The 13,711-nt window shown below is 70.0% G+C and carries 11 protein-coding genes; 8 read left to right on the top strand and 3 right to left on the bottom strand.

Features of this window, described 5'->3' with window-relative positions:
• Nucleotide 1: 1 nt before the first annotated feature.
• Complete coding sequence (gene tgmA, locus CV755_RS20400) at nucleotides 2-607, bottom strand: putative ATP-grasp-modified RiPP (RefSeq protein WP_193553435.1); 606 nt, start codon at nucleotides 605-607, stop codon at nucleotides 2-4.
• A gap of 613 nt (nucleotides 608-1,220) precedes the next feature.
• On the opposite strand from tgmA, the gene CV755_RS20395 reads away from it, so the two are divergent.
• The 4 genes from CV755_RS20395 to CV755_RS20380 all read left to right on the top strand — a co-directional run bounded on the left by CV755_RS20395 (nucleotide 1,221) and on the right by CV755_RS20380 (nucleotide 5,204).
• Nucleotides 1,221-2,216, top strand: a complete 996-nt coding sequence (locus CV755_RS20395) for an NsdA family TPR-like regulatory protein (protein ID WP_109281628.1) — start codon at nucleotides 1,221-1,223, stop codon at nucleotides 2,214-2,216.
• On the top strand, nucleotides 2,213-2,737 hold the full coding sequence (locus CV755_RS20390; RefSeq protein ID WP_422070574.1) for a GNAT family N-acetyltransferase: 525 nt from the start codon (nucleotides 2,213-2,215) through the stop codon (nucleotides 2,735-2,737). The genes CV755_RS20395 and CV755_RS20390 overlap by 4 nt, the downstream gene beginning before the upstream one ends.
• Nucleotides 2,738-3,119: 382 nt before the next feature.
• The gene (locus tag CV755_RS20385) at nucleotides 3,120-3,974 is read left to right on the top strand and encodes a helix-turn-helix domain-containing protein (RefSeq protein ID WP_153068723.1); all 855 of its coding nucleotides are present in this window, start codon (nucleotides 3,120-3,122) and stop codon (nucleotides 3,972-3,974) included.
• Nucleotides 3,975-4,016: 42 nt separating this feature from the next.
• Entirely contained in the window at nucleotides 4,017-5,204 is a 1,188-nt protein-coding gene (locus CV755_RS20380; RefSeq protein WP_109281625.1) for a multicopper oxidase domain-containing protein, read from the top strand.
• Nucleotides 5,205-5,223: 19 nt separating this feature from the next.
• Here CV755_RS20380 and CV755_RS20375 read toward each other — a convergent pair whose 3' ends face one another.
• Complete coding sequence (locus CV755_RS20375; RefSeq protein ID WP_109281624.1) at nucleotides 5,224-6,723, bottom strand: CehA/McbA family metallohydrolase; 1,500 nt, start codon at nucleotides 6,721-6,723, stop codon at nucleotides 5,224-5,226.
• A gap of 174 nt (nucleotides 6,724-6,897) precedes the next feature.
• On the opposite strand from CV755_RS20375, the gene CV755_RS20370 reads away from it, so the two are divergent.
• The 4 genes from CV755_RS20370 (at nucleotide 6,898) to CV755_RS20350 (ending at nucleotide 13,323) form a co-directional block, all read left to right on the top strand.
• A complete protein-coding gene (locus tag CV755_RS20370) occupies nucleotides 6,898-7,755 on the top strand; it encodes a TIGR03619 family F420-dependent LLM class oxidoreductase (protein WP_109281623.1) in 858 nt (285 codons plus the stop codon).
• 94 nt (nucleotides 7,756-7,849) lie between these two features.
• On the top strand, nucleotides 7,850-10,447 hold the full coding sequence (locus CV755_RS20365; RefSeq protein WP_109281622.1) for a bifunctional FO biosynthesis protein CofGH: 2,598 nt from the start codon (nucleotides 7,850-7,852) through the stop codon (nucleotides 10,445-10,447).
• 696 nt (nucleotides 10,448-11,143) lie between these two features.
• Nucleotides 11,144-12,103, top strand: a complete 960-nt coding sequence (locus CV755_RS20355) for a DUF8017 domain-containing protein (RefSeq protein WP_277751837.1) — start codon at nucleotides 11,144-11,146, stop codon at nucleotides 12,101-12,103.
• Between the two features lie 77 nt (nucleotides 12,104-12,180).
• A complete protein-coding gene (locus CV755_RS20350) occupies nucleotides 12,181-13,323 on the top strand; it encodes an ADP-ribosylglycohydrolase family protein (protein ID WP_109281620.1) in 1,143 nt (380 codons plus the stop codon).
• A gap of 138 nt (nucleotides 13,324-13,461) precedes the next feature.
• Here the strand turns inward: CV755_RS20350 and CV755_RS20345 are convergent, their stop codons facing one another.
• Nucleotides 13,462-13,665, bottom strand: a complete 204-nt coding sequence (locus CV755_RS20345) for a DUF397 domain-containing protein (RefSeq protein ID WP_109281619.1) — start codon at nucleotides 13,663-13,665, stop codon at nucleotides 13,462-13,464.
• Nucleotides 13,666-13,711: the final 46 nt, after the last annotated feature.

The raw sequence follows: 13,711 nt of genomic DNA, 5'->3' as shown, positions 1-13,711 counted from the left end.
ATCAGTCCTGGTCCGATTCCTGGTCGTGACCCTCGTCCGCGTTTGACGGGCCGCTTCCATCACCCTGGCTGGTACGGGTCTTGGTTTCCTTGCCGGTGCCCGTGCCGTGTTTGCCCATCTCCACCCGGTTGCCCTGCGGATCCTGGTAGACGGCTGTCTGCGTCGCGGGATCGAGAGCAACTGCCCGTCCGGGAAGGACGGTCAGCGATCCATAGGGTTCCATGCGGGACAGGCCCCACGGCCTCATGGTCTGGTTCATGAGTGCGTCCTGTTCTCCGTCGCTTGATCGACGGTGTTCGTTGCTGGGGTGGTCACGAGTGGTGTCTGCGAGCAGATCGGCCCATACCCGCTTGCCACATGGCAGCGGGTCGCTACCCCAATGCGTGGCGAGGGCGGCGACGACGGTGAGACCACGGCCGTTCTCGTCGCTGAGGGTCGCCGCTCTGCGCTTGGGCTCGGTACGGGAGTTGTCACCCACGGCGACACGAAGGCGCTGCGGGTCCGGACGGGCCACCATGATGTCGATCCGTTGGGACCCGGTGTGTTCAACCGCGTTCCCGACCAGTTCCGAGATCACCAGTGCCCCTGGCTCGACCAGATCCGGCATACCCCAGGCAAGGCACGCCGTAGTCACCAGAAGACGAGCGTGGCCGGCCGACTCGGGTCTGCAGGGAAGCGACTCGGAGTAGGAGGGGGCGCCTGTGTCTGCCGGCCGAGCGGTCCTGATCATTTGGTTGCCTCTGCGTCGCAGCGGATCAAGGGGCCATGTGCCGCTTGGGCACTACGGCATGTCGTTGCCAGTACAACGGCGGCCGCAACGGATTGGGAGGAAGAGTTCCGAGGACTCTGGTCGCACCGCACCGGAAATTTCGTAACCGGCGACGCCCGCGACTGTGTGGTTCGCCTGCTCCCTCGATACCGTGAGCGTTGTGGAAGGGACCACACCCCGAAAGCCCAATGTCCGCCTTCAAGCACGTATGCGCGAGGCGGGGTTCACACAGAACGAGCTTGCTGACAAGGTCAATGTGCTGCTTGTCGCCTCCGGGACTCCAGGCACTATCTCGGACCGGACCGTACGGCAGTGGCTGAACGGGCAGTCCCGCTGGCCCCACGCTCGGCAACGCCGGGCGTTGGAGGCACTGTTCGGATGTACCGCCGAAGAGCTGGGGTTCGTACCTCCCTCAGGAAGGCGCTGCCCCACCAGCACCCCGGAGAGTCCTGTGCTCCGTCGCGAATTTCTCTCAGCAACCGCCGGGACGGCAGCCGCGGCCGTCACCCCCGTGCCGTCCACGCGCCCCAACCGGGTCGGCGTCTCAGACGTCATTGAGCTGCGCAAGGGCCTCGACGGCCTGATGGCCCTGGATGCCTGCCGGGGCGGTCATGAAGCGCTGGAAAGCGCGGCTCTCTCAGGCGCCCGCCATGCCGTCAGTCTGCAGCAAAAGGCGGCCACCCAGCGCGTCCGTCAGCGCCTGTTCTCCGTAGCCGCCGACTACACCGCCACTGCTGCCTGGTCCGCCATTGACGCGCGTCAGTCCGACCGCGCCGAACGGCACTTGGAGCGCGCCCTGCAACTGGCGGGTATGGCAAGGGACATGGTGGCTCAGCTGCGTGTGTGGAACTCGTATGCGATGCTGACCCATCAGCGTCAAGAACACACCAAGGCTGTGGATGCGGCATATGCGGCCCAGGCGATCGGCATCACTCGCCGTGATCCGCTGTATGCCTCGCTCGCACACGCCCGTACGGCGCTCGGCCACGCCACGCTGGGCAACCGCCAAGCCGCCCTGCGGTCCATCGGGTACGCCGAAGAAGCCCTGTCCAAAGCGGGGCGTGAGGTGCCCCGGCCATCGTGGGTGGCCTTCTATGGTCTGTCGGAGCTGACGGCCATCACGGCCATCGTCCGGGACCGACTGGGGGATTCCGCGGAAGCCGAAGCCGCCTCACACCGGGCGCTGGCCTCCATCCCCCGTAAATTTCACCGAAATCGCGCGCTGGCCACTGCGCGGCTTGCACTCGCCCAACTGCACCAGGGCGAAGTGGACCAGGCGTGCGGGACAGCCTCGGGCGTCTTCGACCTGATGGCCGGATATCCGATTCCAGGCCGACTGCGGTCGCTCATCGGCGACTTCTACCGTGATCTCATCACTCTGTCCCCCGACACCGCTCTGGCGGGAGAGTGGGGCTACCGCTTCCGCAGCCATTGGAGCCGACCTTGACCAGCATTGACGTCCGGAACTTCACTCACGACGACGCAGCCGAGATCCGGCAGACGCTTCTGGATGTGCACGCCGATGCCTACGCCGACCGGGCCGACGACCCGTTCGTCCAGCGCTTCCCATGGTTTGTGGACCACTGGTCCAGTCATCCCGGATTCTCCTGCGTGATCGGCTATGACGGCTCGGAGCCGATCGGATACGCGTATGGAGCCTCCGCCAAGCCGGGTCGCGAATGGTGGCGGGAGCATCTGAACCCGGCACCGGAGAAGGCGCGGACCTTCCATGTGTCCGAGCTGATGGTGCGGCCGAAGTGGCGGAAGCGCGGGCACTCGGAGCGGCTGCACCGGGCGCTTCTGGCTGTCCGGCGGGATGATCTGGCCGCGCTCCTGGTGGATGTCGAGCACCCCAAAGTGCAGGCGCTGTACGAAGCGTGGGGGTACCGGAAGGTCGGCGAGCGGCAGCCGTTCCCCGACTCTCCGTTGTACGCGGTCATGCTGGCCGAACTACCGCTTGCTCTCTGACTGGAGAGTGCAGCGTCGCTCAAGCGTCGCGGTATCCCGGCCCGGTCCAGACGTCAGCCTCTGAAGTGCTGGTGACGCGTGGGAGGTTGACGTACCTCTGGAAAGCCGTGGGCATTGGGTGCCCTTCTGTCCGCATCGAGCTCCCGGCGACGCGGTGGGCAGCGAACTGGGCGGGCCCGACGTCCCGTTAAGGACTGGGGAAAGAAACCAATACCCACCCAACCGGTTCGCGTCACCCCATCAGGTGACAGGACGTGGCAAGCGTGGCGGGCCGCGCGGTACGGTCGCGGCAGCGATCCATCCCTAGATATGACGACGGCCCCCGAAAGGGACTGCGATCCCGATCGAGGGCCTGATCATCAAGGAAGTCAGGACCTTCCCCATGACTGCTGAGCAGTTTAGCGCGCATGCGCGCGCCCGCACCGGCGGTTCACCAGCCGGAGTTGTGCACATCCGGCACCGGCACAGTGAGAACTTCACCGTGGTCGGCAACCATCTGGCGCAGCATGCGGAGTTGTCGCTGGTCGCGATCGGCATCGCCGTGTATGTGCAGTCGCTGCCCGATGGGGCGCTGATCGGGATCAAGGATCTGGCGCGGCGGTTCCGGGAGGGGGAGGTCTCGATCGCGCGGGGGCTGCGGGAGTTGGAGAGGGCCGGGTATCTGGAGCGGAAGCGGGTGCGGACGGAGACCGGGCGGGTGGTGACCTTGACGCGGTGGTACGAGCGGCCGGGGTCCGTGCCCGCTAAGCCGGTTGACCTGGTGAAGCGGCGGGCCGCGGTTCGGCGGGAGCGGTCCGTGGAGCAGGAGCCGCTGCCGCCGGTGGATGAGGAGGCGGCGGAGCTGCTGGCGGGGCTGCGGCGGCGGGATCCCCGGCTGGTGCTGTCGGAGAAGGATGTGCGGCGGCTGGCGCCCCGGGTGCGGGAGTGGCTGGACCGGGAGGTGGGGCCCAGGCAGATCGTCCGTACGCTGACCGGTGATCTTCCGCTGGAGCCGATCCCCTGGCCCGCGCGACTGTTGGCGTACCGGCTGGTCAACTGGCTGCCTCCGGCGCTACCCGCGGGGGTGAGGGGGGAGCCGCCCAGTACCGAGCGGGAGCCGGTCAAGGCGCCCTTGCCGTTCCAGACGTGTGATGGGTGTGAGCGGGCCTTCCGGGCGGCACGGCCCGGGTTGTGCCGGGACTGCCGGGGAGAGGGCGATGGAGAAGGCGATGGAGTGGGAGTGGCGAGAGTGGCGTAATCGGGCGTGCGGGGTGAGCGAGGGGCGACTTACGGTGAGTGCGTGATAGCCAAGAGTGTCCATCCTCGCCGCCGCGTCATAGGCTGGGCGGCCGCCCTCGGTGTCGGTGCGGTCGCTGCCGCGTCGCCCGTCGCCTTCCGGGGGGAGGCCGGTCCGAGTCCGGGGCCGAAGCCGGGCCACCGGCCGGTCACCCGGGTCTATTACATCGCCGCGGATACCGTGACCTGGGATTATGCCCGTCAGTGCCGCAACCTGGTCACCGGTAAGCCCTTTACGGCGATGGAGGAGAGGCTGGTCAGTCAGGGGGGCAATCTGCTGGGGTCGGTCTTTGAGAAGGCCATCTACCGGCAGTACACCGACAAGACGTTCCGCAAGCTGGTCTGCCGCCCCAAGCATGAGGAGTACATGGGGTTGCTGGGGCCGGTCATCCGGGCCGAGGTGGGTGACACCATCCAGGTGGTGTTCCGGAACAACACCCCCTTCCCGGCGTCGATCCATCCGCACGGCGTCTTCTACACCAAGGAGAACGAGGGAGCGCCGGGCAACAACGGTTCCTGGGGGAACGACCGGCTGGACCGGCCGGTGGAGCCCGGTGAGACCTATGTCTACACCTGGCCGGTGCCCGAACGGGCCGGGCCGGGGCCGGACGACCCCTCCTCGGTGGGGTGGCTGTACCACGACCACAGCATGGACATGGGCGTACCCGGGATGCACGCCGGAATGGTGGGCCCGATTGTGATCAGCCGTCGGGGGCAGGCGCGTGCCGATGGTTCTCCGGCCGGTGTGGACCGTGAAGTGTTCGCGCTTTTCAATGAGTTCGACGAAGGGCTGAGCTCTTATCGGGAGCGCAATATCGAGCGCTTTGGGGACGAGGATCTGGATGCGTCCTCGGAGGCGTTCTGGTCCGCGCTTCGCAAGCCGAGCGTGAATGGCTATATGTTCGCCAACGGGCCGGAGGGGACAACCGATACGCATCCCGCGCTGACCATCCGCAAGGGAGAGCTGACCCGCTGGTATTCGCTCACCCTGGGCGAGCGGGACGTGCACAGCCCGCACTGGCACGGCAATACCGTTGCCGTACGCGGGCATCGGGCAGATGTGGTGAGCGTGCTTCCGGCGACGGTGGTGACGGCCGATATGCGGGCGGACGATCCGGGGATCTGGCTCTTCCACTGCCATGTGGACCGGCACATGATGAATGGGATGATCACCCGGTATCAGGTGGTGTGAGGGTGGGGCGCCAAATGTCTCAACTCCGTCCCAGGAAAATGGGGTTGGTCATGGCGGCCATGGGGCCCGGGAGTCCGGGGATCGTGGCGGGGTGCCGTACCTCGGCCCGTACATAGGCCGCGTTGGCGGGTGTGGTGTGCCATTCCAGCTTGCCGTCGGATGGGACCGGGGCGGTGAACAGGGTGCCCTGGTCGGTGATGAAGGAGGCGGTGCAGCCGGTGGCCCCGGTCACCTTGAGGCGGGCCGTCACCGGGGTACCGGGAGCGGAGGGCAGCCGGCCGCCGATGTCGGCGTGGGCGCCATGGCCGTCGGTCAGCTGGAAGGAGAGGGAGACGGCGGAGGACTCGGCCAGGTAACTGCGGCCCGTGCGGAGGGCGTTGAGCAGGGCGGGGCGGGAGAGGTCCTCGGCCAGGACGACGGTCTGGGGGAGGCCGACCACCTGGGGTTCGCGGTGGGCGTCGCTATTGCCCATGGCGGGCAGCCAACGGTCGCCGCTGACCAAGGTGTTGTCCCAGTCGGAGATGGCGATTTCGTCATCGGGGGTGAAGGGGCCGTTCCAGACCTCCACGGCGTCGGCGCCCTGGAAGCCGAACTTCCAGTTGCAGCCGACGCAGGTGGCATGCGGGTGGGCGGGGACCACCAGGCCGCCGGCGCGGTGGATGGCTCGGGCGAAGCGGTCGAAGGAGTGCTCGTGGGCGCGGTAGCGCCAGTCGATGAAGACGCCGGGGTCGGTGGCCAGGGCGAGGACATGGCCATTGCGGGTGGTGATCTCTTCGCCGGTGAGGATCAGCAGTTCGCGATGGGGGTCGCCGGGAGGGGAGCCCCACAGGCCCTGCCAGGCGGCGTGGGAGGAGGTGGTGTTGTGCTCGGTGGTGACGATCCAGTCGAGTCCGGCGGCGCGGGCGGCCGCGGCGATCTCGGCGGGGGTGCGCAGGCCGTCGGAGTAGACGCTGTGCAGATGACTGTCGCCCCGGTACCAGGCCCGTCCCCGGCCGCGGGCCCGCTGCGGGGGATAGACGGGGCGCGGGGTGTGGCCGGTGGGGCCGGGGCGGAGGGTGATGGTGATCCGGTAGGCCAGGCCCTGGGGGGCGACGGTGTACGGGCCCAGGACGATATGCCAGCGTCCGGGCCGTACCGGGCCGGGCAGATAGCCTGGCGTGGCCCGTTCCGCGCTGATGGCGAACTCCGAGCGGGCGCCGCCCGACCAGCCGCGGAACCCCGCGCCGCCCAGTTCGGTGCCGCGCTCGTCGAAGATGCCGATGTCACAGGCGTTGCCCTGGGTCCCGGTGGGCACTTGGGGTCTGTCATAGGTGTAGGAGACGGCGATCTCCTGGATTCCGGGCGGGACTTCGACCGGGAGATAGACGTAGTCGGGGGCGCCCACGGGCAGGTGGCCGGTGACCGCCCTGGTGAGTTCCGAAGCGGTTCCTTCCGCACTGGCGAAGGTCACCGGGGCCAGGGTCAGTGCACCGGCCGCCCCGCCGGCGGCCGTCAGTTTCAGGACATCGCGCCGGTTCATGGCGCCCTCCTACCGCGTCGAAGGTCTCGGCGTCGGGACCGTTGTACGCCCGGGTGGCGGGCAGCGGAACGGTACGGAGGTTGACAGTTGTGTGTCGGCCGTTCCACATCCTGCCCACGGCCGCGCGACAGGGCTTACCGTGGGTCACCCGCGACCACGGAGGTGCCCTCGCATATGCGCATCGCCACCACGACCTTCCTCACCGACGAGACCATCTCCCCGGTACGGCTGGCGCGCGAACTCGAACAGCGCGGCTATGCCGGGCTCTATCTGCCGCAGCACACGCATATTCCGGTCAGCCGGGACACCCCGGCGCCGATGGGCGAGCCGCTGCCCCGGGAGTACGGGCGGGCGCTGGACCCCTTTGTGGCCCTGGCCCAGGCGGCGGCGGTCACCCACCGGATCACCCTGGGGACGGGGGTGGCGCTGGTGGCCCAGCACGATCCGATCGTGCTCGCCAAGCAGGTGGCCTCGCTGGACTTGCTGAGCGGTGGACGGTTCACCTTTGGCATCGGCTATGGGTGGAATGTGGAGGAGGCCGCCGACCATGGGGTGGACTGGCCCGTCAGACGGCGCCTGGTACGGGACCGGATGGCGTTGATGCGGGCGCTCTGGAATGACGAACCCACGGCGTATACCGGGGAGTTCGGGTCGGTGGCGGCGAGCTGGGCACACCCCAAGCCGGTGCAGCGGCCCAGGGAGCGCAAGGGTGTTGAGCCGCTCACCGGCCCGCGCACCCTGATCGGCGGTTCGGCCGGGCCCGGGCTGTTTGCGCAGATCGCCGAGTACGCGGATGGCTGGCTGCCGATCGGCGGCAGCGGGCTGACCGAGCAGCTGCCCCGGCTGCGGGAGGTCTGGGCGGCGGCGGGGCGGCCCGGTGAGCCGGAGGTGGTGCCGTATGCGGTGCACCCCTCGGCGGGGAAGCTGGCGCACTTCGCGGAGCTGGGCATCGAGGAGGTCGTGGTCGGGCTGCCGACCGGGCCGGAGGACGAGGTGCTGCGGGCGCTGGACGCCCACGCGGAATTCCTGTGAGGCATTGAGCCCGGTGAGGGGGCCGCTGAATCTGTGAGGGTGGCCACGGGGGCGCGCCTCCTGAGCGGAAGCTACTCGCTCGTATGCTCGGGGAATGACTTGGAGCTCGCAACGACCCGAAGCGACCGCACCCACTGCGAACGCCATGCGCCGGGCCCTCAAACGGGCCCGGGACGGCGTCGCGTTGGACGTCGCCGAGGCGGCCGTCCTGCTCCAGGCGCGCGGTGACGATCTGACGGACCTCTGCGCCTCGGCGGCCCGGGTGCGGGACGCGGGGCTGGAGGCGGCCGGGCGGCCCGGGGTCATCACCTACTCGCGCAGCGTCTTTATCCCGCTCACCCGGCTCTGCCGCGACAAGTGTCACTACTGCACCTTCGCCACCGTGCCCGGCAAGCTGCGCCGGGCCGGGCACGGGATGTTTATGTCCCCCGACGAGGTGCTGGCCATTGCCCGGCGCGGGGCCGAACTGGGCTGCAAGGAAGCCCTGATCACGCTCGGGGACCGGCCGGAGGACCGGTGGCCCGAGGCACGGGAGTGGCTGGAGGCGGCCGGTTATGACGACACCATCGCCTATGTGAGGGCGATGGCCATCCGCATCCTGGAGGAGACCGGGCTGCTGCCCCACCTCAACCCGGGGGCGATGTCCTGGACGGACTTCCAGCGGCTGAAGCCGGTGGCCCCGTCGATGGGGATGATGCTGGAGACCACCGCCGAGCGGCTGTGGAGCGAGCCGGGCGGCCCGCACTACGGCTCGCCCGACAAGGAACCGGCCGTCCGGCTGCGGGTGCTGGAGGATGCCGGGCGCAGCTCGGTGCCGTTCACCAGCGGGCTGTTGATCGGCATCGGGGAGACGGCGGAGGAGCGCGCCGAGTCGCTGTTCGCGCTGCGCCGGGTGTCCCGGGCGTACCACGGCATCCAGGAAGTCATCATGCAGAACTTCCGTGCCAAGCCGGATACCGCGATGCGCGGGATGCCGGACGCGGAGCTGGACGAGCTGGTGGCCACGGTGGCGGTGGCCCGGCACATCCTGGGTCCCTCGGCCTGTATCCAGGCGCCGCCCAACCTGGTGGACGGGGAGTACGGGCGGCTGATCGGCGCCGGGATCGACGACTGGGGCGGGGTCTCACCGGTCACCCCGGACCATGTCAACCCCGAGCGGCCCTGGCCGCAGATCGAGAAGCTGGCCGAGCACTCGGCGGCGGCCGGGTTCGTACTGCGTGAACGGCTGGCGGTCTACCCGGAGTTCGTCCGGCGTGGTGAGCCCTGGCTGGACCCGAGGCTGCTGCCGCATGTCACGGCGCTGGCCGATCCGGCCACCGGGCTGGCCCGGGAGGACGCCGAGGTACGGGGGCTGCCCTGGCAGGAGCCGGAGGAGGTGTTCACCGCCTCGGGCCGTACCGAGCTGCACCGCACCATTGACAGCGAGGGCCGCACGGCCGACCGGCGCGCGGACTTCGACGAGGTCTACGGGGACTGGGAGGCCCTGCGGGAGGCGGCGGCGCCGGGGATGGCGCCGGAGCGGATCGACGGCGATGTGCGAAGTGCCCTGTCGCAGGCGGCGGATGACCCCACCAGGCTGACGGACGCGCAGGCGCTGGCGCTGCTGCACGCGGACGGTCCGGCGCTGGACGCGCTGTGCGGGATCGCGGATGAGCTGCGGCGGGCGGTGGTGGGGGAGGACGTCACCTATATCGTCACCCGGAACATCAACTTCACCAATGTCTGCTACACCGGCTGCCGTTTCTGTGCGTTCGCCCAGCGGCGCACCGATGCGGATGCGTACACCCTGTCCTTGTCGCAGGTCGCCGACCGGGCTCAACAGGCCTGGGAGGTGGGCGCGGTGGAGGTGTGTATGCAGGGTGGCATTCATCCGGATCTGCCGGGTACGGCCTACTTCGATATCGCGCGGGCGGTGAAGGAGCGGGTGCCGGGGATGCATGTGCACGCCTTCTCGCCGATGGAGGTGGTCAATGGGGCCACCAGGACCGGGCTTTCCCTGGAGGAGTGGCTGGCCGCCGCCAAGGAGGCGGGGCTTGACTCCATTCCGGGCACGGCGGCGGAGATCCTGGACGACGAGGTGCGGTGGGTGCTGACCAAGGGGAAGCTGCCGGCCGCCACTTGGGTGGAGGTCATCAAGACCGCGCACCGGCTGGGGATCCGGTCCTCGTCCACGATGATGTACGGGCATGTGGACCAGCCCCGGCACTGGCTGGGGCATTTGCGGACGCTGGCGGAGATCCAGCGGGAGACGGGCGGTTTCACGGAGTTCGTCACCTTGCCGTTTGTGCACACCAATGCCCCGGTCTATCTGGCGGGGATCGCCCGGCCCGGGCCGACCATGCGGGACAACCGGGCGGTGACGGCGATGGCCCGGCTGTTGCTGCATCCGCATATCACCAATATCCAGACAAGCTGGGTGAAGTTGGGTGCGGAGGGGGCGGCGGAGATGCTGCGCTCCGGGGCCAACGATCTGGGCGGGACCCTGATGGAGGAGACCATCTCGCGGATGGCGGGCTCCTCCTATGGCTCCTATCGGTCCATCCGGGACCTGGAGGCCATCGCGGAGGCGGCGGGCCGTCCGGCGCGTCCCCGGACCACGGGGTACGGTCCGGTGCCGGCTGAGCGTCTTGAGGCGGCGCTCGCCTCGGATGGGCGGTTGCCGAAGTTGCTGCCGGTTGTCGAGGCCCCGTAGGGGCGGTGGAGGGGCGCCCCCTCAGGGGCGCGGGGCGCTATCCGATTTGCGGCTCCGCCGCGCGGGCGCGACCAGCCACGCACGGTCTGCGGCCGAGCGGCAACGGTCGTCGGCAGCCGCCCTGTCTTCGCCGGGTGCGGCTTCTAGGGGCGCGGGGAACTGCGCGACCAGCCACGCACGGTCTGCGGCTGAGCGGCAACGGTAGACGCCGTTTCGTCGTCGGGTGCCGCCCGGTGGGGGTGGCTGTAGCGGAGGGGGCCCCGGACCCGCCCTTTCACCGTTTCTCCGGGGGCTGTCGCCCCCAGGGAGCCCCCCGCTTGGTGGGCGGGTGCGGGCCGTCGTGGGTTGCTCGCGCAGTTCCCCGCGCCCCTGGAGGGGCGGGCTCTGTTGCGGAGCTGTCGCGGACCGCCGATGGGACAGCGACAGACACTGCATAAGGTGTCCCGCATGTCTTCGCCGCAGAACCCCTCGCAGCCCCAGCAGCCGAACCAGCAGCCGCAGGGCGGTTTCGGGCCCCCGCCGACGTGGGGGCCGGACGGCTCGGGTCACTCCCAGCCGACCGTATTCGCGCCGTCCGTGCCGGCTGCGGGATCCGTCGGCGGTCCGGGTGCGCCGGTGCCGCCGCCGGGGGCGCCGGGTGCGCCCGCCGGTGCACCGGTGCCGCCGCCCCCGCCCGGGCCGCAGGGTGCTGCCGGTATGGCGGCGGCTCCGACCATGGTGGGCGGGATGCCGCAGGGGGCGGCCGTACCGCCGCCGGGGCCCGGGATGCCGCAGGGGGCCGTACCGCCGCCCGGGCCCGGGATGGCGCCCGCGCCCGGGATGCCGTCCGGCGGGGACGGCGGCGGGTCGGCGCGGCCCAAGAGCCGGACCTGGCTGGCCGCCGTCGGCGGCGTCGTGGCGCTGGCCGTGATCGGCGGCGGAGTGGCCTACGCGCTCAAGGGCGGCGGGGACGACAAGAAGGCCGACGCCAAGAGCAGCGCCTCGGCCGGCGCCCAGCCGCGACAGGACAAGCAGCAGGACAAGCAGTCGCAGGACAACACCCAGGAGAAGCCGCGCGTCGCGATACCCGCCGGCTGGCAGCCGCAGAGCAACGCCGACCACGGGTTCGGCTACGCCGTGCCCGGCAAGGCCGAGAAGTGGCAGGTCTTTCCGGCCGACACGATGATCTCGTACACCGAGAACGGCAAGCCCGTGGTCGCCATGCGCGGTACCGCCAACTACCGCGAGGGCGGCTGCTCTTCCTCGCCCAACCCGCAGGCCTTCGGCGAGGCGGGCAAGGGCCAGCTGGCCACCGTGGGGCTCACCGGCGGCGGCCGGGACGGCACCCTGCAGAGCAACGCCCGTAACTGGGCGGGCAACTGGGGCGTCATGGCCTACGGCGGTCTCGGCGCCACCAAGCCCAAGATCGAGGTCAGCCAGGCAACTCCCTGGAAGCACAATGGCATCGACGGCTACACCGCCACCGCCAAGGTCACCGTCACCCACCGGGCCAGCCAGTGCGTACCGCCCACCGCCATTGTGAAGACCATCGCGCAGAAGCTGCCCGACGGCACCTTCCATGGCTGGGTGCTCTATGCCGACCAGGGGGTGCCCAACGCCCTCCCCGAGGCGAAGATCGATGAGATCATGAACACGGTGCGCCCGGCCAAGAACTGATTACCGCTCAAGTGCGGTCGATTACAGTGCTGAGCCGACCGATAGCCGAATGAAGTCGGAAGCCGGGAGGCTGGAACGTGACCACCACCGCCGGTACGGGGTCCCATCTCCGGGGCCGCGCCGAACAACAGGAATTCCGCGCCCGGGTGCGCGGCTGTCTGCTCGGCGGGGCGATCGGTGACGCGCTGGGCGCGGGCATCGAGTTCGAGTCCCTGTCCGCGATCCGCTCCCAGCACGGACCGGAGGGCGTACACGACTATGTACGCGCCTATGGCCGGCGTGGCGCGGTCACCGATGACACCCAGCTCACCCTGTTCACCGCCGAGGGACTGATACGGGCCCAGGTGTGCCGGGGGCCGGAGGGCCGGGATCCGTCCGCTGCCGGGCATCCGGTGGCCGAGGTGCACCGGGCCTATCTGCGCTGGGCCGCCACCCAGCGGGACTGGGGCCCGGACGAGCGGGAGCCGGACAGCGGCTGGCTGGCCCGTGAGGAGTGGCTGTACTCCCAGCGGGCACCCGGCCAGGCATGTCTGTCCGGGCTGGCGGACGAGCGGATGGGCACCCTCCGGGAGCCCAAGAACCCGCACTCCAAGGGCTGTGGGGCGGTGATGCGCTCCGCCCCCTTCGGCCTGCTGGCCGGCTGGGACACCGAGCAGGTCTTCCAACTCGCCGTGGAATGCGCGGTGCTGACCCATGGCCACCCCACCGGCGCCCTGTCGGCCGGGGCCTTCGCCGCCGTGGTGCACCATCTGGTGCACGGCCAGGACCCGCAGTCCGCGGTGCGTGAGGCGATGGCCCTGCTGGCCACCCGGGCCGGGCACGAGGAGACCACCGAGGCGCTGCGCCAGGCGCTGGCCACCGTACGGCAGGGCCTGCCCACCCCGGAACGGGTGGAGTCGCTGGGCCAGGGCTGGGTGGCCGAGGAGGCCCTGGCGATGGCCGTCTACTGCGCGCTGGTGGCCGAAGACGTCCGGCATGGGCTGCTGCTGGCGGTCAACCACGGCGGGGACTCCGACTCCACCGGTTCGCTCTGCGGCAATCTGCTGGGCGCGCTGCACGGGGAGACGGCGCTGCCGGCGGGCTGGCTGGCGGAGCTGGAGGGACGGGCCACCATTCTGGAGCTGGCCGACGACTTCGCGATGGAGCTGTCCCAGGGGCCGTATCTGCATGGCCCCTTGGACACCTCGGCGGCCTGGCTGGCGCGCTATCCGAGAGGCTGAACCCTGTCGTCCGAGGGTTCCCGAAGCGCAAGCCCCCTCGCCCGGGGCGAGGGGGCTTGCGGTGGGGGGCGGCTCGGTAGGGAATCGTCCGGCAAAACCAAAGGGGTGGTTCCCGTGGTGCCAGTCGTCAGGGGATGGTCAGCGGGTGCGGTCCTCGCCCGCCACGGTGGTCACGAAGGAAGTCCAGGCCGCGGGGGAGAAGGCAAGGGCGTTCCCCTGCGGGGCCTTGGAGTCGCGGACGGCGATGGCCCGCGGAAGGGGGGAGGCCACCTCCACGCAGTCGCCGTGCGCGAGGGAGTAAGAGGACTTCCGCCAGGAGGTGTTGCCCTGCTGAATGGCCATGATCGCTCCGATGCCTGTAGTGCTGTCTGTCAGATTCACAACGCCG

The sequence above is a fragment of the Streptomyces orinoci genome (genome assembly GCF_003121295.1).
Lineage (GTDB): Bacteria > Actinomycetota > Actinomycetes > Streptomycetales > Streptomycetaceae > Streptomyces > Streptomyces orinoci.
The sequence above is the reverse complement of the archived record's forward strand: the minus strand, read 5'-3'. Positions and strand labels throughout refer to the sequence as shown.

Bases quoted from the DNA above. Each gene is read 5' to 3' on its own strand.
- CV755_RS20345 (WP_109281619.1), bottom strand. From the start codon at position 13,665: ATGGCCATTCAGCAGGGCAACACCTCCTGGCGGAAGTCCTCTTACTCC.
- CV755_RS20385 (WP_153068723.1), top strand. From the start codon at position 3,120: ATGACTGCTGAGCAGTTTAGCGCGCATGCGCGCGCCCGCACCGGCGGT.
- tgmA (WP_193553435.1), bottom strand. From the start codon at position 607: ATGCCGGATCTGGTCGAGCCAGGGGCACTGGTGATCTCGGAACTGGTC.
- CV755_RS20370 (WP_109281623.1), top strand. From the start codon at position 6,898: ATGCGCATCGCCACCACGACCTTCCTCACCGACGAGACCATCTCCCCG.
- CV755_RS20365 (WP_109281622.1), top strand. From the start codon at position 7,850: ATGACTTGGAGCTCGCAACGACCCGAAGCGACCGCACCCACTGCGAAC.
- CV755_RS20375 (WP_109281624.1), bottom strand. From the start codon at position 6,723: ATGAACCGGCGCGATGTCCTGAAACTGACGGCCGCCGGCGGGGCGGCC.
- CV755_RS20355 (WP_277751837.1), top strand. From the start codon at position 11,144: ATGGCGGCGGCTCCGACCATGGTGGGCGGGATGCCGCAGGGGGCGGCC.